General features: G+C 63.9%; 27 protein-coding genes and 1 pseudogene. 15 read left to right on the top strand and 13 right to left on the bottom strand.

The window, feature by feature from the left end; translation table 11 throughout:
* Window positions 1-60 precede the first annotated feature (60 nt).
* A complete protein-coding gene (locus tag JQ603_RS05410; protein WP_172788500.1) occupies window positions 61-264 on the bottom strand; it encodes a DUF2735 domain-containing protein in 204 nt (67 codons plus the stop codon).
* 538 nt (window positions 265-802) lie between these two features.
* Here JQ603_RS05410 and JQ603_RS05405 point away from each other — a divergent pair.
* The 4 genes from JQ603_RS05405 to JQ603_RS05390 all read left to right on the top strand — a co-directional run bounded on the left by JQ603_RS05405 (window position 803) and on the right by JQ603_RS05390 (window position 4292).
* Window positions 803-1837 (top strand): glutamine synthetase beta-grasp domain-containing protein, encoded by a 1035-nt coding sequence (locus tag JQ603_RS05405; protein WP_212337115.1) that lies wholly within the window; start codon window positions 803-805, stop codon window positions 1835-1837.
* A gap of 197 nt (window positions 1838-2034) precedes the next feature.
* Window positions 2035-2736, top strand: a complete 702-nt coding sequence (locus JQ603_RS05400) for a GrlR family regulatory protein (protein ID WP_212337113.1) — start codon at window positions 2035-2037, stop codon at window positions 2734-2736.
* Between the two features lie 18 nt (window positions 2737-2754).
* Window positions 2755-3438, top strand: a complete 684-nt coding sequence (locus JQ603_RS05395) for a substrate-binding domain-containing protein (protein ID WP_212337112.1) — start codon at window positions 2755-2757, stop codon at window positions 3436-3438.
* A gap of 32 nt (window positions 3439-3470) precedes the next feature.
* Entirely contained in the window at window positions 3471-4292 is an 822-nt protein-coding gene (locus JQ603_RS05390; RefSeq protein WP_212337110.1) for a tetratricopeptide repeat protein, read from the top strand.
* Window positions 4293-4344: 52 nt separating this feature from the next.
* On the opposite strand, the gene JQ603_RS05385 is transcribed toward JQ603_RS05390, so the two are convergent.
* Window positions 4345-4803, bottom strand: coding sequence for a hypothetical protein (locus JQ603_RS05385; RefSeq protein WP_212337108.1), 459 nt, complete (start codon window positions 4801-4803; stop codon window positions 4345-4347).
* A gap of 102 nt (window positions 4804-4905) precedes the next feature.
* Between JQ603_RS05385 and JQ603_RS05380 the strand changes: the two genes are divergently transcribed.
* On the top strand, window positions 4906-5055 hold the full coding sequence (locus JQ603_RS05380; protein WP_007591825.1) for a hypothetical protein: 150 nt from the start codon (window positions 4906-4908) through the stop codon (window positions 5053-5055).
* Window positions 5056-5310: 255 nt separating this feature from the next.
* Window positions 5311-6015, top strand: coding sequence for a hypothetical protein (locus tag JQ603_RS05375; protein WP_212337106.1), 705 nt, complete (start codon window positions 5311-5313; stop codon window positions 6013-6015).
* 63 nt (window positions 6016-6078) lie between these two features.
* On the opposite strand, the gene JQ603_RS05370 is transcribed toward JQ603_RS05375, so the two are convergent.
* The 3 genes from JQ603_RS05370 to JQ603_RS05360 form a co-directional block, all read right to left on the bottom strand.
* The gene (locus JQ603_RS05370) at window positions 6079-6297 is read right to left on the bottom strand and encodes a hypothetical protein (RefSeq protein ID WP_143109132.1); all 219 of its coding nucleotides are present in this window, start codon (window positions 6295-6297) and stop codon (window positions 6079-6081) included.
* A 295-nt stretch (window positions 6298-6592) separates the two neighbouring features.
* Window positions 6593-6808 carry a dodecin family protein gene (locus JQ603_RS05365; protein ID WP_212337104.1) on the bottom strand — a complete coding sequence of 72 codons (216 nt, stop codon included), beginning with the start codon at window positions 6806-6808 and terminating at the stop codon, window positions 6593-6595.
* A 142-nt stretch (window positions 6809-6950) separates the two neighbouring features.
* Window positions 6951-7577, bottom strand: coding sequence for a tetratricopeptide repeat protein (locus JQ603_RS05360; RefSeq protein WP_212337102.1), 627 nt, complete (start codon window positions 7575-7577; stop codon window positions 6951-6953).
* On the opposite strand from JQ603_RS05360, the gene JQ603_RS05355 reads away from it, so the two are divergent.
* The 3 genes from JQ603_RS05355 (at window position 7561) to JQ603_RS05345 (ending at window position 8376) form a co-directional block, all read left to right on the top strand.
* Entirely contained in the window at window positions 7561-7803 is a 243-nt protein-coding gene (locus JQ603_RS05355; protein WP_212337100.1) for a hypothetical protein, read from the top strand. The two genes, JQ603_RS05360 and JQ603_RS05355, sit on opposite strands and share 17 nt — an antisense overlap.
* 19 nt (window positions 7804-7822) lie before the next feature.
* Window positions 7823-8041, top strand: coding sequence for a hypothetical protein (locus JQ603_RS05350; RefSeq protein ID WP_212337098.1), 219 nt, complete (start codon window positions 7823-7825; stop codon window positions 8039-8041).
* Between the two features lie 95 nt (window positions 8042-8136).
* A complete protein-coding gene (locus tag JQ603_RS05345; RefSeq protein ID WP_212337096.1) occupies window positions 8137-8376 on the top strand; it encodes a hypothetical protein in 240 nt (79 codons plus the stop codon).
* A 30-nt stretch (window positions 8377-8406) separates the two neighbouring features.
* Here JQ603_RS05345 and JQ603_RS05340 read toward each other — a convergent pair whose 3' ends face one another.
* The gene (locus JQ603_RS05340; protein WP_212337094.1) at window positions 8407-9300 is read right to left on the bottom strand and encodes a LysR family transcriptional regulator; all 894 of its coding nucleotides are present in this window, start codon (window positions 9298-9300) and stop codon (window positions 8407-8409) included.
* 23 nt (window positions 9301-9323) lie between these two features.
* Here JQ603_RS05340 and JQ603_RS05335 point away from each other — a divergent pair, with 23 nt between their 5' ends.
* Complete coding sequence (locus JQ603_RS05335; protein ID WP_349630707.1) at window positions 9324-9611, top strand: GlcG/HbpS family heme-binding protein; 288 nt, start codon at window positions 9324-9326, stop codon at window positions 9609-9611.
* Window positions 9612-9748: 137 nt separating this feature from the next.
* Complete coding sequence (locus JQ603_RS05330; protein WP_212337093.1) at window positions 9749-11371, top strand: ABC-F family ATP-binding cassette domain-containing protein; 1623 nt, start codon at window positions 9749-9751, stop codon at window positions 11369-11371.
* A 161-nt stretch (window positions 11372-11532) separates the two neighbouring features.
* On the opposite strand, the pseudogene JQ603_RS37935 reads toward JQ603_RS05330, so the two are convergent.
* From JQ603_RS37935 to JQ603_RS05305, 5 genes and pseudogenes are all read right to left on the bottom strand, one after another.
* A pseudogene (locus tag JQ603_RS37935) lies at window positions 11533-12066 on the bottom strand (REP-associated tyrosine transposase).
* Window positions 12067-12152: 86 nt separating this feature from the next.
* The gene (locus JQ603_RS05320; protein ID WP_212337089.1) at window positions 12153-13562 is read right to left on the bottom strand and encodes a S8 family serine peptidase; all 1410 of its coding nucleotides are present in this window, start codon (window positions 13560-13562) and stop codon (window positions 12153-12155) included.
* Window positions 13563-13599: 37 nt separating this feature from the next.
* Window positions 13600-14445 carry a PA-phosphatase gene (locus JQ603_RS05315; RefSeq protein WP_245003379.1) on the bottom strand — a complete coding sequence of 282 codons (846 nt, stop codon included), beginning with the start codon at window positions 14443-14445 and terminating at the stop codon, window positions 13600-13602.
* Window positions 14446-14486: 41 nt separating this feature from the next.
* Entirely contained in the window at window positions 14487-16346 is a 1860-nt protein-coding gene (locus JQ603_RS05310; protein ID WP_271583420.1) for an adenylate/guanylate cyclase domain-containing protein, read from the bottom strand.
* A 509-nt stretch (window positions 16347-16855) separates the two neighbouring features.
* The gene (locus JQ603_RS05305; protein ID WP_212337087.1) at window positions 16856-19051 is read right to left on the bottom strand and encodes an alkaline phosphatase family protein; all 2196 of its coding nucleotides are present in this window, start codon (window positions 19049-19051) and stop codon (window positions 16856-16858) included.
* 255 nt (window positions 19052-19306) lie between these two features.
* Here JQ603_RS05305 and JQ603_RS05300 point away from each other — a divergent pair, with 255 nt between their 5' ends.
* Window positions 19307-20182: an MBL fold metallo-hydrolase gene (locus JQ603_RS05300; RefSeq protein ID WP_212337085.1), complete on the top strand. Its 876-nt coding sequence runs from the start codon at window positions 19307-19309 to the stop codon at window positions 20180-20182.
* A gap of 54 nt (window positions 20183-20236) precedes the next feature.
* Here the strand turns inward: JQ603_RS05300 and JQ603_RS05295 are convergent, their stop codons facing one another.
* Window positions 20237-20485 carry a hypothetical protein gene (locus JQ603_RS05295; RefSeq protein WP_097660813.1) on the bottom strand — a complete coding sequence of 83 codons (249 nt, stop codon included), beginning with the start codon at window positions 20483-20485 and terminating at the stop codon, window positions 20237-20239.
* Window positions 20486-20730: 245 nt separating this feature from the next.
* Here JQ603_RS05295 and JQ603_RS05290 point away from each other — a divergent pair, with 245 nt between their 5' ends.
* Window positions 20731-21189, top strand: coding sequence for a cupin domain-containing protein (locus JQ603_RS05290; protein WP_212337083.1), 459 nt, complete (start codon window positions 20731-20733; stop codon window positions 21187-21189).
* A gap of 7 nt (window positions 21190-21196) precedes the next feature.
* Here the strand turns inward: JQ603_RS05290 and JQ603_RS05285 are convergent, their stop codons facing one another.
* A complete protein-coding gene (locus JQ603_RS05285; RefSeq protein WP_212337081.1) occupies window positions 21197-22159 on the bottom strand; it encodes an alpha/beta hydrolase in 963 nt (320 codons plus the stop codon).
* A 117-nt stretch (window positions 22160-22276) separates the two neighbouring features.
* Between JQ603_RS05285 and JQ603_RS05280 the strand changes: the two genes are divergently transcribed.
* Together JQ603_RS05280 and JQ603_RS05275 are read left to right on the top strand one after the other, a co-directional pair.
* A complete protein-coding gene (locus tag JQ603_RS05280; protein ID WP_212337080.1) occupies window positions 22277-22954 on the top strand; it encodes a nitroreductase in 678 nt (225 codons plus the stop codon).
* 134 nt (window positions 22955-23088) lie between these two features.
* Window positions 23089-23292 carry a hypothetical protein gene (locus tag JQ603_RS05275; RefSeq protein ID WP_212337078.1) on the top strand — a complete coding sequence of 68 codons (204 nt, stop codon included), beginning with the start codon at window positions 23089-23091 and terminating at the stop codon, window positions 23290-23292.
* Window positions 23293-23301: the final 9 nt, after the last annotated feature.

Below are 23301 nucleotides of genomic sequence, written 5' to 3'. Positions count from 1 at the left end.
TTTTTTAAACTGCTACCGGCTGCTTGCGAGAGCCCGGCGCTTTCAAACCAGCAGCTGGCATTAGCGTTCCCATTTGGGCTTGGCTTCGTCGACCGCGTCCTGGTGGTACCAGCTGTCGCTGCAGATCGAGACGTTCGCGGGAAGCGAAGCCTGATCGGCGGGGAAGCGGGTCTCGCCATAGCGGCGTCCGGCGAGAGCCGCGCGGCCCCCGACAGGGAATTGGTAGATCTTTGCAGATCCGTGACTCAGACCATTGTTCATCATTGCGATTCTCCTTGGTCGAAGCGCCTTGGCCTCCATGGTGCGCCCGACTCGTTCGATTGTGGTTACTGGAATCCCCATATCGGCCGCGCATCCCGAATTGGAAAGTGCTGAAAAGGAGATCAGTTGCGGCCTATTTTGTAGGCAGGCAGCCGTCTGCATCCCCCAAGGCACCGTGCAGATGACTAACGCCTAGGCCATTCCAAAGGTTGCTAGGCAGGGGCGGAATGCTTTGCGAAAATTACTCGACGTTGATGCGCGTTTCATCGGCAAGTTCGGGCACCCTGGTTGCTGCTCCAGAATCAGGCGTTTTTCGCGGGATTTTTGCGGTGCATCTTCACGCGAAGGTGCGCGGCTATGACGCAGGCCGCTGTGGATGGTTTGCCGGTGTCGGGGAGGGGCCGGCTGCCGTGGAACACCCCCGGTACTGCGGCCTTTTGGCACGTTAAATGCTTGTAAAGCGCCGGCCGATGATGGCCGGGTACAAACGTGCGGGGGCCCCAGGGCCCCCAACCTTTCGCATCATCTACAGAGAGGCTCAATGACCAAGTATAAGCTCGAGTACATTTGGCTCGACGGATATACGCCGACTCCGAACTTGCGCGGCAAAACTCAGATCAAGGAATTCGCGTCGTTCCCGACGCTCGAGCAGCTTCCGCTCTGGGGCTTCGATGGCTCCTCCACCCAGCAGGCCGAAGGCCACAGCTCCGATTGCGTGCTGAAGCCGGTCGCCGTCTTCCCGGACGGCGCGCGCACCAACGGCGTGCTCGTGATGTGCGAAGTCATGATGCCCGATGGCAAGACCCCGCACGCCTCCAACAAGCGCGCCACCATCCTCGACGACGCCGGCGCCTGGTTCGGCTTCGAGCAGGAATACTTCTTCTACAAGAACGGCCGCCCGCTCGGCTTCCCCGAGGCCGGCTATCCGGCTCCGCAGGGCCCGTACTACACCGGCGTCGGCTACTCGAACGTCGGCGACGTCGCCCGCAAGATCGTCGAAGAGCATCTCGACCTCTGCCTCGCTGCCGGCATCAACCATGAAGGCATCAACGCGGAAGTCGCGAAGGGCCAGTGGGAATTCCAGATCTTCGGCAAGGGCTCCAAGAAGGCCGCTGACGAAATGTGGATGGCCCGCTACCTGATGCTGCGCCTCACCGAGAAGTACGGCATCGACATCGAATTCCACTGCAAGCCGCTCGGCGACACCGACTGGAACGGCTCGGGCATGCACGCCAACTTCTCCACCGAGTACATGCGTACGGTCGGCGGCAAGGAGTACTTCGAGGCGCTCATGGCTGCCTTCGACAAGAACCTGATGGACCACATCGCCGTCTACGGCCCGGACAACGACAAGCGTCTGACCGGCAAGCACGAGACCGCGCCGTGGAACAAGTTCAGCTACGGCGTTGCCGATCGCGGCGCTTCGATCCGCGTTCCGCACTCCTTCGTCAACAACGGCTACAAGGGCTATCTGGAAGACCGCCGTCCGAACTCGCAAGGCGACCCCTACCAGATCGCTTCGCAGATCCTGAAGACGATCTCGTCCGTGCCGACCGACAAGAAGGCCGCGGCCTAAGATCTCCCGGCCCGGGCTTGGGGGGCTGGCCCGGGTTGGCGCTCAATCCGCCGGAGCTGCAAGGCTCCGGCGGATTTTTGCATTCTGATGACAGCAATCCCGTGACGTGCGGGGCTGTGCCACGCGAAACTTGTCCGCCGCCGTCGAAAGCGGGATACAGTACCCCTGGATGCGCGCTGGGGCCGGGGACACGGCTGGTGTTTGAGGGTTTCTACAAGGTGCGGTTTCAGCTCGGCGACGCCGTCGGCCGGAGCGTCATGCATGCCGGCAACGGCAAGATGCTCGGCGGCAATTCGGCCTTCGCCCATATCGGCACCTACGAGAAGACCGACGCGGGCGTCGACGTCGTGATCAAGACGGTTCGCCACAACCCCGACCCGAACTACCGCGCCATGGCCGGCACCGATGATGCGACCCTGCTGGCGAAGGGCTGGGCCGATGGCGATCTCTATCGCTTCAAGGGTGAGCTGAAAGAGCTGCCGGGCGTGCCGTTCCAGTCGGTGATGACGCCGATCACCGAGGACGAGGTGCCGATCGCGGGCGGCCTCGGCGAAGGCGGTATCGCCGATGGTCTCTACTCGGTGCATCTGCGCATGCTCGATGGCATCGACGGCGGCCTCACCGGCGTGATCCTGCTCAACCAGGGCCGCATCCTCGGCGGCGATGCGGCGTTCTACTATCTCGGCAGCTACACCGCCGCGAAAGGCCGCTGGAAGGGCCAGATCCTCAACCAGGAGCACACGCCGGCCAAGGACGATCCGATCTTCGGCGGCCATGAGGTCGGCATCGGCTTTTCCGGCTCATATGATGGCGAGCAGGCTCTGCTGGAGGCGACGGCGCTTGCCGGCAAGCGCAGCCTTCGCCTGACGGCCGCGCTCAAGCTGATGCACCGCGCCTGAACGCTACAGGAATTGCACATGGAAAACGTTCGCATGCTCTCGACGCTCGGCCTGGCGGGCGCGATGCGCAGCCTGTCCTCTGCCTTCGAGACCGCCAGCGGCATTCATGTCGATGCGGACTTTGCGCCGACCCTGGCCCTGCTCAAGCGACTGCGCGGCGGCGAGCCCGCCGATCTCGTGATCCTCACGCGCGAGGGGCTCGACGAGATGATCGGCGAGGGCCGCGTGGTTGCGGAAAGCGCGGCCGATCTGGCGCGCTCCTATGTCGGCATTGCCGTGCGGGCAGGGCAGCCGCATCCTGATATCGGCACCGAAGCCGGTCTGCGCCAGACGCTGCTCGCGGCGCGGTCCGTTGCCTATTCGCGGCTGGGCGCGAGCGGCGTGTACTTCGCCCAGCTGATCGTGCGGATGGGCATCGCGGCCGAGATCAACGCCAGGGCAACCATCGTCGAGCAGGGTTTTACGGCGGAGCGGCTCGTCAGCGGCGAGGCCGATCTTGCCGTGCAGCAGATCAGCGAGCTGAAGCAGGTCGGCGGCATCGAGGTGGTCGGCCCGATCCCGCATGATTTGCAGACACCGGCCGTCTTTTCCGCCGGCTGCATGGCGCGCGCGAACAATGCCGTCGCGGCCGATCGGCTGCTCCGCTACCTGGCCTCGCCGGAGGTCGTACCTGTCCTCCGCCAATCCGGTCTCGAGCCTTGAATTTGCCGGGGCGGGGACGCAACGTGTCGTCCATGCGAACTCATCTGCTTGCCATCATCTTCGCGCTCGCCGCGTCTCTCGCGGCGCATGCGCAATCGGCCGATCTCGTCCTGTGCGACCGCGTTGCGGCCGATCCCAGCGATCCCGACAAGCCGGCCGACGTGAAGGGCGTTGCGGAGATCGCTGCGTCCGACGTCGCGACCGCGATCAAGTTCTGCAAGCAGGCCGCGCCATCATCGCGCCGCGCGATGTTCGCGCTGGGACGCGCCTATGCAGCCAATCGGCAGACGGCGGAGGCGATCGCGGCCTGGCGCAGGGCGGCCGACAAGGGATCGAGCGCGGCGATGGTCGAGCTTGGCGTGCTCTACGGCACCGGCGCAGGCGTCGCCAAAGACGAGGCACAAGCGCGAAAGTTGTTCGAGAAGGCAGCGCAGGCCGGCAATCCCCGCGGCGTCAGCAACCTCGCCGCGATCGGCAGCGCAGGTGGCGCCGCGCCGGCCGATCCCGCGCAGGCCCGCGCGCTGCTGGGCAAGGCCGCCGAGACCAATGCGGAGGCGCAGTACCAGCTCGGCCTGATGCTGTCTGAAGGCGATGGCGGCGCAAAGGACGACGTCGCGGCGCGCGCGCTGTTCGAGAAGGCGGCGGCGCAAAATCATCCCGGCGCGCTCGAGCGGATGGGTGCCTTCGCCCAGGAAGGCCGCGGCGGGCCCAAGGACAAGGACGCCGCAAAGGCCTATTACGAGCGCGCGGCAGCGCTCGGCGATGAGGACGCCAAGAAGGCGCTGGAGCGCATTCGCTGCCCGTATGCGATCAAGGACAAGCAGGGCAAGCTCGTCACCACGCTGTGCTTCTGACTCACATCTCCCGAAGGGAGAGGTGAGAATGCCCGACAACGTGGCACGCAGCTCACTTCATGTAGTAGGCGAGATTGTTGCGAGCGTCGCGATAGGTCGTCTCGAGAAAATCGGGATACTCGGCGGCGGCCTGCGCCACGGCGCGCACGATGCAGGCCCAGAAATCGCCGTCCCATTTGAAGTGCGCTTCAGTCGCGCCCTCGAACTTGACGGCGGTGATGATGGCCTGCCGGATCGCTTCATCGTCGGCACGCGGATGGGCGCGCTTCACGTAGCCGAACATCGGCCCCTCATGGGCATGGTCGCGGTCGTAGCGATATTTCGCGGTCATCTGCTGCGGGGTGAGGGTGCGATTGATGCGAACCTCTTCGGCGGTCGGACGCCCTTCGATCGAATTCAATCGGTAGCGCCAGCGCCAGAGTTCGAAGGCGGCATCGAGCAGCGGCTGCTTCGCCGCGCTTGTGACGAATTCGGCGATCTGCTCTTCGGGTGATGGCTCTGTCTGGTTCATGCCCCTTGGTCGCGCGCTTGCTCCGGCGGGTTCGAAAGGCCTCTCAAGCAGGAACCAGCTCCAGCACCGGTCGTTGAACCCCGACAAGCGGGAGGCCCGATCATGATCCGCAAGCTGGCATCCGGCGAATATCGCCTCTATTCACGCAAGGTAAATCCGAAGACCGGCAAGCGCCGCAACCTCGGCACGTTCAGGAGCCGTGCGGCGGCCGAGAAGCACGAGCGCGAGGTGCAGTACTTCAAGCGTCACTGAGGCGCCGGGAAGGCCCGCCAAAACAAAAAGTCGAAAAACAACCCCATGCACAGTAGCCGGGGCACTGAAATCACGCCGAAATCCCGTTCTGCTGATTTTACGAAATCTGTTTGACCCGTCGGGCAAAACAGGGGCATAATGGCAACATGGCAGAGCGAGGTCTCTAAGGGGCCTGCGCGGAAAAGCCGGGTGGAACCGGGGCGGCAGCAATGCTAGGTAACCCGCGATTCCTTTTGATTTTGCGGGCGAATTGCATTGCTGGACGGACTCTACAAGGTTGAATACGGCGTCAACGATGCGTTCGGCCGCAGCATCATGTGCCTGCATGACGGCAAGATGCTGGGCGGCAATTCGGGCTTTGCGCATCTTGGCACCTATGTGGAGCGTGACGGCGAGATCAGCGCCGAAGTGATCACCGAGCGGCATAACCTCGATCCCACCTATAAGCCGCTGATGGGGGCCGACGTCGCCTCGATCGGGGCGCGCGGCCGGTTGTACGGCAACGAGATACGTCTTCAGGGCGGTGCGAACACGATGCCGGGCGCTCATTTCTGGGCCAACATGACGCGGCTCGACGACGGGGCGCTGCCGCCGCGCGGCGCGATCGGGCCGGGCGGCATCGCCAACGGGCTCTATGGGATGAGCCTGCGCGCGCTCGACGGGGTCGAGGCCGGGCTCTCCGGCGTGATGCTGCTGATCGACGGCCGCATCCTCGGCGGCGATGCGTTCTTCTACTATCTCGGCTCCTATTCCTCGGCGGACGGCCGCTGGAAGGGCGAGATGCTGAACCAGGAGCACACGCCGGCGAAGGGCGAGAACCCCGTGTTCGGCGGCTATGAGGTCGGGATCGGTTTCTCCGGGACCTGTACGGAAGACAGCGGCGAGCTCGAAGGCATCGCGCTCGCCGGCAAGCGCAGCCTGCGCCTTGCGGCTTCGCTCAAGCTGATGCGGCGGGCGTAGGACATGTACTCATATACGTCGGATGTCCGCTTCCCGACGTGAAGCAGGCCCCGCGTTTTGCGTTCAGGACCACGGCGGCTCTTCGCTCGCCCCGGCTGCCTCGTGGCGGATCGTGACATCCGCCGAACGCAACCCGGTCAGCAGTACAGTTCTCACAGAGGCAGCATCAAATCCAATATCCTTGGCATTTGGTGGATGTGCCTCGCTGTTCTTCAATCGGAGCGCCAGGTGCAATTGCTCGCAAAGGTGCTGAACGACGAGATTGACCTGATCGTCAGTCATGATCGGCTTCTCCTGCGACCATTCTGCTACCCAACCAGGTAGCGCACTTAAGAATCGGACGGTACGCGATTGAACCGCCCAAAGGATCACTCTGTGCGATGACCATGGGCGGATGAATGAGACGCATTCCGTTCGCTACAACGCGCGAGTCCGAAATTCGACGACATCACATAGGCCCTAGTCGGACTAGGGCCTACTTCGGGATGGATCACACCGCCCGGTGGGGCGGGCCGCGCAACGCGCCCTTTCCAATCAGCCATCCTCGCCCCCGCAAGCGGGGGCGAGGTGCTGAGGTTCAGGAGCCCTCGAACTTGAACGATACGTTGATCTTGGCGCGATAGGCCTCAACTTTTCCCTTGTCATCCAGTTGCATATCGAGCTTGACGACCTCTGCAACGCGAAGATCCCGGAGAGATTTTGCAGCTTGCTCGACCGCATTGGCGGCCGCTTTCTCCCATGAGTCGCTGCTGGTACCGACCAGTTCTATGACCTTGTAGACGCTATCAGGCATATCGTCCTCCCGTTCGGTATGACCCGGGAAATCTAGCATCAGGATCTCGGCGCTGATACCGTTTCGGGGATACCCCCGGAGCCGAGAGGGAACAAACTGCATTTCGCAGAGGGCGGCTCTTGGCACCGAATTAACTGCCGGATCAGCCGGTTGGCATTCCGGCCTCTTGCAGGCCGCTGTAGATTCGGTCCCGAAGAGCCAAATAGGCGGGGTGCTGCGAATAAGCCATGCGCCGCCAGCCTGCGACGGTATTGATGCGCGTGTCCGGTAGCGCAAGGTAACGCGCCAATTGCTCACGCGCTTCCATGGTGTTTCCATTGAGCGCAAGGGCGGCAACGAGGTAGCCCGACGCGGCCGGGAATTCCGGATTGTTCGCCACTGCCTGACGAAGACAGGCGACCGCGAGATCGTCCTCGCCCAGCATGATCTGCGCCAGTCCCTCCTGAGTGTGGAATACGTAGAGGTAGGGATCAGGCGGGCTCAGCCGCTTCACCCTTCGCGCATGTTCAATGGCATTCGTGGCCAACCCAAGCATGAGGTTCGCCTGGCAGAGCACAAGATAGCTCGGAATGAAGCCGGGATTCAGCCGCAGGCTCCGCTCCGCCTCGATCAGCGCCTCCTCGGCGCAGCCTTGCGCGACGAGGAGGCGCGCCTTGGCATGACGTGCATGATAGGAATTCGGGTCGGCGACGAGTGCACGGGTCACGAGCTCTTCGCTGCTCCTGATGTCGGCATCGCGATCGACGCTCTGCATGCCGGTGACCCGCATCGTCGTCCTTTCCGCCAGGATCGCCGACCCGCAGCGCGGCGTCGCCGAATTCCATCGGGTCCTTCGTCGCGGCGGGCGCACCGCTGTTTCAGTCAGCACGGTGCCGGAACGATCCTATAATACGCGCATCAACCATGCGGTTGCCCGCTACCTGCCATCGCTGGCGGAGGCCGCCGCTCGCGTATTTGCGCTCGGTGATGAGATGAAATTAAGATCGCTTTTTTGAGGACGCAAATTTCCGGGATGTGGAGATCACTCTGCAAGCCAGGGTTTTCACGCTGCCTTCGTTCGACACCTATTTCGAACCGGTCGAGCGAGGCGCAGGATCGGCCGGGCAAGCCTTCATATTCCTGCCGGCGGCCGCCCGCCGCGCCGTGCGCGAGAAGCTCCGCCGCGAACTCGGCGATGCCGGTGGACCCATCGAGCTGGAAGTCGAATACGGATTTGCAAGCGGACGACGCTAGACGACCCGCACTGCGGGAGGTCACGATAGCAGACCACGGCATCACTCTTTGACTTCGGCGCGCCTCTCAAGTTTGCAGGCTGGAGGAGAATCGCGATGATCGAGGGACCTCAGCGGCAGCCACAAACATCTCTCGTTCGTGATGCGGCGGGCGACGAAGCTCCATCTGCGGACTCGGCGGATGAAGATCAGAACTCGTTCTATTATGCGAATTGTTGCCTTGGTCTCTTTCCTGTTGACCCGGTCAATCTTCACGATTTCGCAAAAGGGCAATTGTTGGCTTTGGCGATTTTCGTTCCGGTCGCGATCGCGCTTTTCGTATTTTCTGCCTGGTAAGGCCTCCGCCTGACGGGCGCGTGACTGTCATCATATCCGCTGGGCGGACAGCCGCGCCACGACGAATTCGATGGCGGTGCGGACCCGCCGAGGCATCGCGCCGGCCCCTCGCTTGGGCCAGACGATCTGGAGCGGGATGGGTGGCGGCTCGTGGCCGACAAGGATCTGCTCGACGATGCCTTGATCGATGAGCTTGCGGACCTGCCAAAGCGGGGCGATCCCTATGCCAAAGCCGGACGCGACGGCCGCGTTGCGTGCCGCGGCGCTTTCCGACCGAATGCGACCATGGACTTCGATATGCTGCCTGTCGCCGCCGAAGGCCCATCTGTCATCGTCGCCGGCTCGCAACACGCATTCATGCCGGGACAGTTCTTCCGGATGCTCGGGCCGACCATGGGCCGCGAGATAGACCGGCGAAGCGAACACGGCCCAGCTCAGTCCACCGAGGCGGCGAACCCGCAAGTTCGAGTCCGGCAGATGGCCGATGCGAACGGCAAAATCGAGCTTCTCGGCGACGAGATCGACACGCTCATCGGACAGGACGAGTTCGAGGTCGATCTCCGGATTCCGCGTCAGGAATTGGCTCAGCACGGGCGTCACATATTCGGGGCCGAACAGGCTCGATGTGCCGACGCGGATGGTGCCGGCAAGCCGCCGGTTGCTGGCGAGCAGGTCTTCACGCGCGGCGTCGATGGTTGTCAGCGCGAGGCGGATGCGATCGGCAAATTCGAGGCCCGCTTGTGTTGGATTTAGGCGCCGCGTCGTTCGCGATACGAGCTCCACGCCAAGGTCGTCTTCGAGACGCGCAAGCGAACGGCTCACCGATTGCAGCGATCTGCCAAGACGCGTCGCGGCGGACGTCAGGCTTCTCTCGTCGAGGACAGCCAGAAATACCGCGTAGTCTGCAAGCGAGGCCAACGTCATTCTTCCGAAAAGTGAGATAATATATCCTGCTGTACCGTCTCGATCAGGCGCAGCATGGCAGTGTGCTCGTCGCGCAGCAGAAGGCGAAGACCGCCGTCGATTTCAGGCGGCCGACCGGGGCGTCCGAATCCGCGCTGGCGGACGGCGGCCTTCACTGGCGATTGCTGGGCATGACCAACCTGACGCCTCTGGAGGGCGGCCTTCCAATCCTGCGCGACGGCAGGGTGATCGGAGCCATCGGCGTCTCGGGCATGCAGTCAACCCAGGATGCGCAGGCCGCCGCGGCGGGCGTTGCGGCGTTCGGAGCGTGACGGCTCCGGCGCGGGGGCGCGGCGCGGAACTACCGCTACGCGCGGTTGGGGATAGCGGAATCCGTACCCCGCCGGGCTTCCCCTGGCGGGCCGTATGGCCTATGACGCTGCAACGCAAAAATCCCCCAAAAGACCCCATGATCCGCCTCGACAACGTCAGCAAGCAAGCCGGCCACCAGATCCTGTTCATCGAAGCCTCCGCGGCCCTCAACAAGGGCGAGAAGATCGGCCTTGTCGGCCCGAACGGCGCCGGCAAGACCACGCTGTTCCGCATGATCGCCGGCGAGGAGCTGCCGGACGAGGGGCAGGTCTCGACCGATCGCGGCATCACCATCGGCTATTTCAACCAGGACGTCGGCGAGATGTCTGGCCACAGCGCCGTGGCCGAGGTGATGAATGGCGCGGGTCCCGTCAGCGAGGTCGCGGCCGAGCTGCGCGAGCTCGAGGCAGATATGGCCGATCCTGACAAGGCCGATCAGATGGACGAGATCATCGCGCGCTACGGCGAGGTGCAGCACCGGTTCGAGGAGCTGGACGGCTATGCGCTCGACGGTCGTGCGCGCGAAGCGCTGTCCGGCCTTGGCTTCAGCCAGGAGATGATGGACGGCGACGTCGGCAAGCTCTCGGGCGGCTGGAAGATGCGCGTGGCGCTGGCGCGTATTCTCCTGATGCGCCCCGATGTCATGCTGCTCGACGAGCCGAGCAACCATCTCGATCTCGAAAGCCTGATCTGGCTGGAGAAATTCCTGCACGACTACGAAGGCACGCTGCTGATGACCTCGCACGACCGCGAGTTCATCAACCGCGTGATCTCCAAGGTGATCGAGATCGACAGCGGCTCGCTCACCACCTACACCGGCGACTACGAATTCTACGAGCAGCAGCGCGCGCAGAACGAGAAGCAGCAGCAGGCCCAGTTCGAGCGCCAGCAGGCCATGCTCGCCAAGGAGATCAAGTTCATCGAGCGCTTCAAGGCGCGCGCCTCGCATGCGGCGCAGGTGCAGAGCCGGGTGAAGAAGCTCGACAAGATCGAGCGGGTCGAGCCGCCGCGCCGGCGCCAGAGCGTCGCGTTCGACTTCCCGCCGGCGCCGCGCTCGGGCGAGGACGTTGTGGCGCTGAAGAACGTTTACAAGGGCTATGGCGCCAAGCGCATCTATGACGGCCTCGACTTCATGATCCGCCGCAGGGAGCGCTGGTGCGTGATGGGCGTCAACGGCGCCGGCAAGTCGACGCTGCTCAAGCTGATTGCCGGCGCGAGCGAGCCGGACGAGGGCACGGTGGCGTTAGGCGGCAGCGTCAAGATGGGCTATTTCGCCCAGCACGCGATGGACCTGCTCGACGGCGAGCGCACCGTGTTCCAGTCGCTGGAAGACCAGTTTCCGACCGCGGGGCAGGGCTCCTTGCGCGCGCTTGCCGGCTGCTTCGGCTTCTCCGGCGACGACGTCGAGAAGCGCTGCCGGGTGCTGTCGGGCGGCGAGAAGGCGCGCCTGGTGATGGCCAAGATGCTGTTCGACCCGCCGAACTTCCTGGTGCTGGACGAGCCCACCAACCATCTCGACCTCGCCACCAAGGAGATGCTGATCACCGCGCTCGCTGATTTCGAGGGCACCATGCTGTTCGTCTCGCACGACCGCCACTTCCTGGCGACGCTGTCGAACCGCGTGCTGGAGCTGACGCCGGAGGGCATCCACCAGTATGGCGGCGGCTATACGGAATATGTCGCGCGCACCGGGCAGGAAGCGCCGGGGTTGCGGTCGTAGGGGTGGCCTGTAGCCCGGATGGAGCGCAGCGCAATCCGGGATTCCTGCCACGCGGTCGTTCGATGCGGACGGTCTGACCCCGGATTGCGCTGCGCTTCATCCGGGCTACAAGAGCGCCGACGGGATCCGTAGCCCGGATGGAGCGCAAGCGTAATCCGGGATCACTCTCCGCGTTCACCGAAATTGCCGGTGATCTTGCCGTTGCCACCCCAATCGGCGGGCAGGATGCCGGCACGAATGTAGCGATGGAGCGAAGAGTAGGGCCAGTCGATCGGTGACGCGACGAGGCCGTGCCTGACGGGATTGAAATGGATATAGTCGGCGCATCGTTCGAAATCCGCGTCGTCGCGAATGGTGTGCTCCCAAAATCGTCGCTGCTACAGGCCGAACTCGCCGCGATGATTGCGAGCGACTGGTACGCCGGAAGTGACCAGCCGGTGCGTGAACAGGCTCTTGATGCGTCGCCATCGACCGGAGAAGTCCGAGTCATTTTCGGGCAACGTCATGATGACGTGGAGATGGTCGGGCAGGATCACGATCGTGTCGATCGTGAACGGTTTTTCGGTCCGGGCCGTCCTAAATGCCGCGCGCAGCTGCCCGACGTGGTCGATCAACGCGGACGATCTCCGATCGTCCAGCGTCGCGGTGAAGAAGTAGGCGCCGCCGGGTATCAAATTTCGCCGATAGCGAACCATGCGAGAGTTTCCCGGATTGCGCTTCGCTTCATCCGGGCTACAACCAAATCGAGAGAGTTGCAATAAACTCGCTCGATGTGCGTGCTTCAGTGAATGATGCCGAGGCTTAGCCCCGCCGCCACCGGCCGGACGATGCCGTAGCCGTAATCGTAGTTCGGCACTGCGCTGCCCTGGGGCCGCGCCGTCGCCTTCAAGACCGCAATCATGGTTGCCGGATCCGTCGCCATCGGCGGCCGCAGGGTTCGCAGCGCCGCGATGCAGCCGGATGCGACGCCGCATGACGTCGACGTTCCCGTATCCGGCTCGAAGCCGCGCGGGCCGCGCTGGACCTTCGAGCCGAGAAACTGCGTATAGGCGGTGATGTCCGGCTTCTGCGGCGACAGGCCCGCGATGGACGGTCCTTGCGAGGAATAACAGACGCGCACGTCGCGAATGTCGCAGCCGGCGATCGTCAGCACTTCGTCATAGGCGTTGGCGCCCATGATCATTCCCTCCGTCCGCTGCAGACACACGGCATTGGGGCAGCCGTCGCCGCAGTTACCGGCGGCAAAAACCACGTCGGCTCCGAATGCCGTGAGCAACCAGATGTACAGCCTGAAGGGGTGGTCGGGATTGTCGATGTAGCGCCTGGGATCACCGGGCGGAAAGTCGTCGAGGCTCGGATGGAAGATGCCCCAGCTATTGTTGACCACGAGCGAACTCTGCGGAATGGCTCCAGTGACCGCCCAGCGCCAGATCAGGATCAAGTAGCCGCGCATCATTTCCCCGATCGTCGCACTGACGGTGTGCTCCCCGGCCGGACGCCCGAGCAGCAAGGGATAATCGAGCAGCGTCACGTTCGGGGCCACCGCGAGCACGCCATAGGCGCACATCGTTCCGTGTCCGATGCGATGGAGCCCCGGCTTCGTCGCCACGGTCGGTGGCGTCCACGAATTGCCGACATTCAGGTCCGGGTCGAAGCCGAACCGCGTCGCAAGATGTGACTTGCAGATCCCGGTATCAACGATAGCGACGGCAACACCCGCACCGTAGAGGCCGTTGTGCTGCAGCGTCGCGGTGTTGAGATCCTGCCGAACCGTCTCGGTATTGCCCGTGGCCTTGTTGGCAGGGGGTAAAGCAAGCTGGCCGCGCACGTCGGGATCCAACCACACCGGCTCGCCATTGTTGAAGCCCGGCTTGGCGAGGCTTTCGGGAGCAACGTAGGCGCGGATCAGGAATTTCTTCGATTTATCGAGCGCGAGGAGTGAGGACGCGTTCTCGCCCTTGTCGTTGATCGAGACTGCAGGTCGCTGATCGGCGCCATCCCAGATCGGCAAGGCGCCGAACTCGCCGTCGACCAAAAAGTCGGACGCCGCATTCTCGTGGACGTAATCGCGCATCGTGCCAACCGGACTATCGCCCTTGAGCAGGTCGTTCGCCGCCTGGACGAAGACGCGGTTCTGATTACGCTGCATCAGCACCCGCACATAGCCGGTGCGCAATTCCCAGGGCGTCATGGCTGCCTCCGCTGCCGTGGTCAGGTTGCGCGTGGTCTCACTGCCATTCGGTCTTCGCGAGTTTGAGCGTGGCCACGTAGAACGGGCAAGCCGTCAGATAGGGTTTCAGGGCGACCGCGGCCCTGGCGCCGGCGTCGATGTCCTCGCGATAGTGCAATCCCGCGATCACCCGGTTCATCCCGACCCGCGCGGCCAATGCGCGCAACGCCTCCTTGTATTGAGGCAGCAGGTCGGCCAGGCATTCGGAGGTGAGCGTGCCGATCAGCGCGTGTCCGGCCGGATAGGCCGGGTGCCCCGGGACCTGGACCGGCGGATACAGCGTCGGGCAGACCTGGCTTGGTCGCGGCTGGTACCAATAGGGCGGTGGGCCGGCACCAGCCGGGTTCGGATATTGGAGCTTGAGCTCGACCATCGCGAATTCGCCGACCCGGGCCATGATCTTCATCAGCAGGAACGTGTGCGGGTGGGACGTGGCGCTGATGTTGAGAAGCTGCAGCCAGCGCAGCTGAAAGTTCTGGTTCTCCTCCACGATCTCGCCAAGCGCTTCCGGCCGCTCCGCGACAGCCAGCATCAGGACCTCGTCGATCATCTTCGCAGTGACGGGGTAGGTCGGCGGCGGCAGCGCGACTGCCGCCTGCCATTGCTTTTTGTCGATGGTCTGCGACAGAAATTCCGGCAGGATTGCGATGGCGCGCAGATCCGGATCCCATTCCGCGTCTCGAAACTTGGCGCTGTAGTCCCGCGTGATGGCGATCTCGGCAAGCGGCCGATCGGCCCGCATTGCGAACACGGGCGATCCACCGCCGCCGCCCGAGCCGCCTGACCAGTTTCCTCCGAACCAATTGCCACCAAACCAGTTGCCTCCGAACCAATTGCCCCCCATGACGGGATCCTCCTGTGGTTCGCTGCAAATGCAGCATGGGTTCAATCCGGCAAGCCTGCCTCTCGCAAATGTTCGATGAAGCGTTCCCGCAAACCTATCTTGAAGGGGCAACGCTCGCGATAAGCCGAAAGCTTGAATCGAGGTTGGATGTCCAGAATCATCTTGGTGACGCTCCGGGCCTCCTCGTTCTGGCCCTTCGCAATATAGGCGGCTGCCAGCACACGCAGATTGGCGGACAGCCGTCCGTTCAGAGCTGCGGTCTTGCGGGCCCACACGACCGCCTCGTCGTAATTGCCATTGATGTAATGCGCTTGGCCGAGGAACATCAGGTAGAAATATGCCTGTGTATCGGCCGGCGACAGACGCAATCCCTGTTCAGCGCGCGTGATCGCTGATTGGCCCTCCTCAAGGTAGCCGTACACGCCACTGCTAAGGGTCCAAGCCATAGCATTTCCGGGCGACGCGCTCAACGCTCTGTCAAAGAGGTCGAGCGCCGCGTCGTAGTCCTTGAACAACAGCGCCTTGGCGTGTCCGAGAACGGCCAGCGCGAAGCCGTCCGCCGGCGCACGATCGACCGCCGCGGTGGCAAGGCGCGCCGCTTCCGCCGCATCGGGTCCGCCTTCGGCGCCCCAGCCTTGCGCGACATTGTGGATGTGCCAGAGCGCTGCATAGGCATAGGGCGTAGCATAGCTCGGATCCGAAGCGATCGCGGCCTGCAACAGCTCGCCCGCCCGGCCGAAGTCGAAGAAGTTCATGCGATACATGAAGTCGATCGCCTTCATGAGCAGCTCGTAGGCATTGAGATTGTCCGAGCGCTTCTGCAGCGCGCGCTTCAGCTCTGCCTCGCGGACCTGGGGAGCGATGCTCCATACGATGCGCGTCGCAATGCGGCTCTGAAATTCGAACAGTTCGGAGACGTCGCCATCATAATGATCCGCCCAGAGCACGATCCCGGCTTCGACGTCCTTCAATTCCACGCCAATGCGAAGCCGCTTGTCGGCGCGCCGGATGCTGCCGCTCAGGACGTATCGGACGCCGAGCTCCTGGCCGATCCTCTGGCTGTCGATCGGTCCGCTGCGATAGGGCGACGTGGACATGCTCGAGATGACGAACAGCCCGCGGAGGCTCTGAAGCGCCACGACGATCTCGTCGGCCGTCCCATCGCCGAAGTAATCGTCGACCGGGTTCGCTCCCTGGGTACGAAACGGCAGGACCGCGATGTAGGGCACCTTGGCCTGGCGGCTCGCCTTGCGGCCACCGCTCGACGGCAAGCGTTCGGCCTCCGGCAGCAGGAGAGAGTAAGCGTGAACGGGGCGTGCAAGGTGCTTGAGCCGGAGGACGCCCAGGTCCTGGACCGGTACCTCGATGCGGTCCTTGATCTGCTGAAACATCTCGTCCGAAAGCACCACGCCGCCGGCCGGCGCCGACTGCTCGAGCCTCGCCGCGATGTTGACGCCCTTTCCGAAGATGTCCTCGGATTCGACGATGGTCTGCGCAACGTTCAGACCCATTCGAAACTGTATTTTCCGGTCGAATCCTTCCCGGGTCTGTGCCGCCGCGACTTCGGCCTGCAAGGCGACCGCACAGCGCGCAGCATCAAGGGAGGAATCGAAGGAGGCGAGAAAGCCGTCCCCCGTATTCTTCACGATTCTGCCGCGGAAGGAGACGATGCACGGGTTGATGACGCCGAAACGAAGCGCTCGCAGGCGGATGTGGGTGGCTTCCTCCGCCACCTCGGTCAGGCGAGCATAGCCCACGACGTCGGCGGCCAGAATCGCAAGCACGCGCCGCGATGGCGGGGCATCTGCAACATCGATCCCCGGATGGTTCACCTTGCCCGCCCCGCTGCTTTGCAGAACGGGGGCAGGATAGCAGAACGTGACGCTATTGACAGCGCGCACCGGGCACCTCGTGCTCCAAACAACGTCAACGCCCGCTTGCGCGCGCGCCGACATCTTGCTGAATGACGCGGCCCCCAAATCATATACAACGAACCTCCCTTCCGGTGAGCGCCATGTCAGACGAGGCACGGTGGTCGTGTCCGCGAACATGGGAAACGCGCTCCCCGAAGCGGGTGGTGGGCCTGATCCTGGCGGCCTTTTCAGCCCTATCTGCATAGAGCCACAAATCAACTCGACCGCAAAGCGGAAGGCCTGAGAGCCACCGCGTTGCGCAGTGGCATTTTACAGCCAAACCGGAAATGCGCTGTGAATTAAATCATACATAAATACGTAAATTCGTGCGATCCGCCTCAGCGGTTGTGTTTCGCCGATTTGCTCGCATCGGCTCGGTGCATATTTACCGCGCGGCAGCTTTGCAATGTGGTCTACGGTGAAGAACTAGCTCCCGCCGCGAACAGGATTGCTCAGGGATGGGCGCTGATCGGCGCCCATCCGCTCGGCCTCGGTCGTCAGCGTAAAATCTCGCGCAGCACCTCGCCGTCGACCTGGTGCGGCCTGACGCCCAGGAGTTGCATGATGGTCGGGGCCACGTCGAGATTGCGCATGCGGCGGATCGTCGTGTTGTTGCGGATTTGCGGGCCGGCGGCGATGAAGGTCGCGCTCATCACCGGCAGTTTTGGATCGTGGCCGTGGGCGCCGTAGAAATTCGGCATCGACAGCGTGGTCGTTGCCGCGTTGAACGGCGCATCGCCGAGCCGGGCGACGCCGGGGTTTTGGATGCCGTCGAAATTGTAGCCCGGCGCCATCAGCGCGAACACATCGCCGAAATCCTGGCCGATGGTCTTGCTGGTGCATTGCCCGATCCCGGCTTCGCATTGGAGCGGACGGGTCTCGACCACGGTGAAGAGGCGTCCGCCCTCGAGCGAGAAGTTGAATTTTGGATTTGGATCGGCTGCGTTTTTCACGGCGTCGGTGATCTGCGTCACCAGCGCTGTGTAGGTCGCGGGATCGACGGTGCCGCCCTGTTCGCGCTGCTGCAGGTTGACGTAGATATTGACCGCCGGACCCGAGGTGCGGATCGCCACCTTGCTGGTGTCGATGCCGGCATTCTTCAGGATGTTGGTCATGCTGACCGAGGTGTGGAACGGTGCGAAGCCGTGGTCCGACACCACGATGATGTTGCTGTCCGGCCCCGCCGCCTCGATGATCTGCTTCACCGCCTTTTCGGCGGTCTGATAGGCGAAGCGGATGTACGACTTGTAGCGGGCGACCTTGGCGGCGTCCTGGCCGGCGCCGATCGAGCTCGGGTCCTTCGGATTGGTGCCCTGGCGCGGATCGGTGAGCAGGAACTGATGCTCGGAGCCGTCCGGTTGCTCGATATAGATCATCACCAGATCGGCATCGGGATGGTTCTTGATCGCGCGCTCGCCGATATCGGCCTGGTAGCGCACGAAGGTCTTGACCATGTCTTCGTACATCGCCTCGATCTCGATGTCGGGGAAGTCGGTGAAGCCCGGGCTGAGCCGCTCCGGAATGCGGAAGTCGGCCTGCGGGCGCCAGAACCCGATGCTGTTGTTGATGTCGTCGACGTCGGCCAGCACGGCCGCGTTGCGCGGGATGTAATTGGCGCCGTAGCGGGCAAAGCGCACCACCGACAGATCGGGCGCGAGCTGCGAGACGAAATAGGCGGCGCCGACCCTGGCTCCGCTGCCCTCGAAGAAGAACGGCGCGTTCTCGCCGCCGAACTTCGCATAGGCAGGTCCGGTCGCCGGCGGCTTGAACGGCCCGGCCGTGATGCCGCGCGTGGCGTCGAAGAACACGAGGGTGTCGTAGTTGACCTTGTTGTCGTTGGTGGTGTCGAGCGCCGCAACCCGGATCGCGTATTTGAGGTCCTGCGTGGCCGCGCTGGTGCAGGTCGCGGTCTGCACTGATGCGCACGAGAAGGTCTCGATCGGCGTCGGTGTTGCCAGCACCGGGCTGAACGAGAAGCGGCCGGCCGCCTGGAGCGCCGCGGCCACCGCCGGATCGGGCGCGAAGTTCGCCTGGGTCAGGGAAAAGCCCTGCGCGCTGAGCCCGCCGAACGCGCCGAACGGCACGGTGTAGTCGGTGACGCGGATCGGCTGGGCCGGCTGCACCACGGTGCCGTTGATCGAGATGTCGGCGCCGTCGCCGCCCGGCCAGGTCGCGGTGACCACCTTCTTTCCCTGCTGGCGCAGTTGCACCCAGAGCGGCGCCGCGGTCGGCTGCGGCGAGGGCCCAAGCGGGCTCTCGCGATAGCCGCCGATCGGCGCCGCAAAGCCGCTGAGGCTCGATGTGATCGGGCCGACGATGGCCTGGAAGGTGTTGGAGGGAATGTCGTTGTGAACGGCGGTCGAGCCGGTCGCGATCTCGATATGGGAGACCGCGGTGAGCGAGGGCGAAGCCGTGATGTTCTGCAGCGCCACGGCACCATGGCGGCTCAGCCGCGCCAGCCCGCCGTCGCGCGGCAGCACGCCTTCGTCGATGAATTGCTGGATGAAATCGGGCTTTGCCCCGTCGAGCGAGATGAGGACCACCGGCGATCTGCGGCCGTGGTGATGGCCCCGATCGCGGGCATTGTCGAAACCGCGGCCGTTGTCATCCTGATCGGCGTGTGCCGCCACTGCAACGCCAGTCAGCGTTGCGGCGAGCGATAACGAAGAGATCAGGGAGAAGAGCTTTTTCACGTGAACGCCCCATGTATTTGTTGCGCAACCTGTGCGCGCTTAATCTGAAATGACACGAAGATTATCGAGCGTGGCTGACGACGCGCGTGTGACGCTAGAGCGACGCATGTGCGTCGCTGCGTGAGGGTCGTCGCGAGAGTCCAACTCAACGCCCTGTCGAGTCAGTGATGGGAACTCGCCGGTGCAAGCACGCGCTCACGCGTCTTGTACGCCGCGAACTCGTTCGCTACGCTTGAGAAAATCTGGAGGGGACGCGTGAAACAGCTCAGGATCGGCGACATCACCATCGATGCGGTGATCGAGCGGGAAGGGCCTTGGCGGCGACCGCAAGATTTTTTTCCGGCTTATGACGACGGCGTATTCAAGCGTCATCTGCCGACGATGGAGCCGGAGGTGTTCGATGCCGCGCGCGGCATGATGGTGATCACCTACCAGACCTTCGTCGTGCGCACGCCGCGCTATACCATTTTGGTCGACACCTGCACCGGCGAGCACAAGGGCCATCCGCCACCGTTCGATTTTCCCGGCAAGGAGCGCTGGCGCAACGAACTGTTCGCGCTCGGCATCGGCTTCGAGCAGATCGACTACGTGTTCTGCACCCATCTGCACATCGACCACACCGGCTGGAACACGACCTTGCGCGACGGCCGCTGGGTGCCGACGTTCCCGAACGCCAAATACGTCTTTCACAAGGGCGAATATGCGGCCTGGGAGGCCGAGAACGCCAAAGGTAACAACCCGCCCGGCACGGTCTTCCGCGACAATTGCCTGCCGATCGTCGAGGCCGGGCAGGCGCTGCTGGTGGATGACGATTACGCGCTGGATGATACCGTCACGCTGACGCCGACACCGGGGCATTCGCCCTGTCATTGCTGCGTGAATATCTTTTCAAAGGGCCAGCGCGCGGTGGTCGCCGGCGATCTCATGCATCACCAGATCCAGTGCCGCGAGCCGGACTGGTCGGCGCGGCCGGATTGGGATCCGAAGCAGTCGGCGGTGTCGCGGCGAAAGTTCTTTGCCTCCGTCGCGGATACGGACACGCTGATCCTGCCGATCCATTTTCCGGCGCCGACGGTAGGTCTGATCAAGCCGCTGGATGGGGCGTTCGATTATCGGTTCAGGCGGGAGTGACGCTCTGCACCTCGCCCCGCTTGCGGGGCGAGGTGCATAGGCATCGCAGCGCCCTTACGCGCTGACTTCGCACTTCTTCATGAAGCTGTTCTTGGCGGCGCCGGCGAGCGGCTTGCCGTCGGCGCTGACGGCCTTGGGCGTGCAGGCGTCGGCCTTGCACTTCTTCAGGAACGAGGTCTTGGCGGCGCCGGCCAGCGGCTTGCCGTCCTTGCCGACCGCCTTGCTTTCGCAGGTGTCCTCTGCGAAGGCCGAGCCCGCTGCAAAGGTGGCAACGATCGCAGCCAGGAAAATCCGCTTCATCATGGGTGTCTCCCTAAACCAAAAAGATGGCGCGTGAATTGGAGACTGGAATCGTGGCGCAATCAAGCAGGATCGGGCCGCGGCAGGTCGACGTTGCGGATATTTTCCGGCGCGCGATGAATGCATCTCGTCTTGACGCGTACGGCGTGCTGCCTTGGGATTCGCGCGGATGCTTGCTGCACTGCGCGCAGACCGGGCGGCGCGGACCTGCTAGGCTCATCTCATTACAGCAGGAACGGAGCGTTGCCATGGACGCCGTGTCGAGCCCGCAGTCCGCCGACCAGCATTCCCATCTGGTTCAGCCGCAGGCCATGGAATGGCAGAAGACGCGCTTTCCCGGCTGCGAGGCCAAGACCTTGCTGTTCGATCGCGGCACCGGCCTGATGACCGCCCTGATGCGGTTCGCACCGGGATCGGTGCTGCCCGATCACGAGCATGTCGGCATCGAGCAGAGCTATGTCATCGAAGGCGCGCTTGTCGACAAGGAAGGGCTCGCCCAGGGCATCGCCTGCAAGGCCGGCGAATTCATCTGGCGCGAGGCGGGCAGCCGGCACGCCGCCTGGTGCCCGGACGGCGCGCTGATCCTCGCGATCTTCCAGGTGCCGAACAAGTTCTTCGAAGCCGACGGCCGCGTGGTCGATGCCGCCGGCCAGGACTGGGACGAGGCCTGGGGGCACACGGCGGCGCAGCGGGCGCGCCGCGTCTAGCTGGCCCTTATACGCCGCGCGTGAGCAATGCCTTGAAGTCGGCCCGCGCGCGCCGCGCTTCGGCGCGCGCGACGTCCGAGGCGTCGCCCATGCCGAAATAGCCATGGATCAGTCCGGGCCCCTCGTGGTGTTTGACGCGCACGCCGGCGGCCTCGAGCGCCCGCGCATAGGCGGCGCCCTCGTCGCGCAGGGGATCGAACCAGGCGGTGGTGACGACCGCCGGCGCGAGGCCTTTGAGCGATGCGGCGCGCAGCGGCGAGACGCGCCAGTCGGTCGCGTGAGCGGCATCGGCGAGATAATGCCCGCAGAACCACTCCATCGTGGCGCGCGTCAGGAAGTAGCCCTCGGCATTCTCGGTGCGTGAGGGAAAGCGCACGTTCTCGCCCGCATCGGCGTAACCGCCGACCACGTCGGTCACGGGATAGACCAAGAGTTGCGCAGCGAGCCTGATGCCGGCATCGCGGCAGGCGATCGCGGTGGTGGCTGCGAGATTGCCGCCGGCGCTGTCGCCAGCAACGCCGAAGCGTTTTGTGTCGCCGCCAAATTCCGCGACACGGCCAAACACGTCGCGCACCGCGGCAAAGGCATCCTCGAAGGCGCCGGGAAAGCGCGTTTCCGGCGGACGGCGATAGTCGACGGAGACGACGACCGCGCCGGTCTCGATCGCGAGATTGCGCGCCTGCCGGTCATGGGTCTCGAGATCGCCCGCGACCCAGCCGCCGCCATGGAAGAACACCACGGTGGGAGCGGGCGTCATGCCGACCCGATAGACACGCGCATCGAGCGGGCCGGCGCCGCCCTTCACCTTGATATCGGCGACAGTGTCGATCGGCGGCGGCGGGATGGCGGCGCGCGAAGCAGCCAGTGCGCGCAAGGAATCGCGGGCGCTCTGTGGCGTCATGACCGCGGGATCGCGCATCGGCATGAGCGGGATGATCTGGGCGATGACGGGATCGAGCGGCGCGGGCATGAGGTCCTCACAGGGTTCTTGGTCTTGCTTGCGGGTTAGCATAGATTTTGCGCGCCGCATCGGCAACCGGCCACGTGTTGTGATGCTGCGGGGATGAACGGGCAGGGAGGCCAAGGAGTGGAATTCGAGACGCTGGTCCAGTCGCGCCGCAGCGTGCGCGGTTTCAGGAACGAGTCGGTGCCGCGCGCGGTGATCGAGGCGATCATCGAGAGCGCCAAGCGCGCGCCGTCGTCGATGAACACCCAGCCCTGGCACGTTCACGTGCTCACGGGCGCGCCGCTCGAAGAAGTACGCCGCCGCAACATGGAGGAGATGGTCGGCGGTGCCAAGGTCAAGCGCGACATCGTCAGCCACGGCGAGTATCAGGGCGTGCATCGCACGCGGCAGGTCGACGTCGCCAAGAAGCTATTCGGCGCGATGGGGATCGCACGTGACGACAAGCCGATGCGCCAGGACTGGGTGCTGCGCGGCTTCCGCCAGTTCGACGCGCCGGTCTCGCTGGTCTTGACCTATGACCGCGTGCTCGATCCCGGCGCGGTCTGCCATTTCGATCTCGGCGCGCTCTGCTACGGCATCGTGCTCGCAGCCTGGGACCGCGGCCTCGGCTCGGTCATCAACGGGCAGGGCATCATGCGCTCCGACATCGTGCGGGAGGTCGCTGATATCCCGGAGGACGAGGTCATCATGACTTGCGTCGCGATGGGTTATCCCGACGACAGCTTTGCCGCGAACGGGGTTCGCTCGGACCGCGAACACAACGACGAGTTCGTGCGTTACGTGGGTTTTGCCGATTAGCACGGCAAAGAGGAGATTGTTCTCCGGCAAAAATTTTTTTGGTGCGGAGTCGTCAGCAAACTCTTGCAATCTCGAACGTGCGGGAGGAACAATATCCGGACTGAAAGGTTTGTTGCTGGCGCGAGGGAATTGATATGCGGCGGCTGGCTAGCCTGGTGCGACGGTTGTTCGGCCCGCGAGTGCGGCGTCCAATCGATGACGATCCCAATCTTCCTTTCACATCCGACGAGTTCGGGCGGTTGATCCGGAGCGGCAAACGCGAGGACATGAAGCTGCTGGCCGAGGGTCTGGCCTGCAATTCGATTCCCCGCCGCGCCAAATACCGCGCCACCCACTAGGGCAGGTGT

The organism is Bradyrhizobium liaoningense (genome assembly GCF_018130825.1).
GTDB classification, from domain to species: domain Bacteria; phylum Pseudomonadota; class Alphaproteobacteria; order Rhizobiales; family Xanthobacteraceae; genus Bradyrhizobium; species Bradyrhizobium liaoningense_B.
This window is presented reverse-complemented; position numbering and strand designations above follow the sequence as displayed.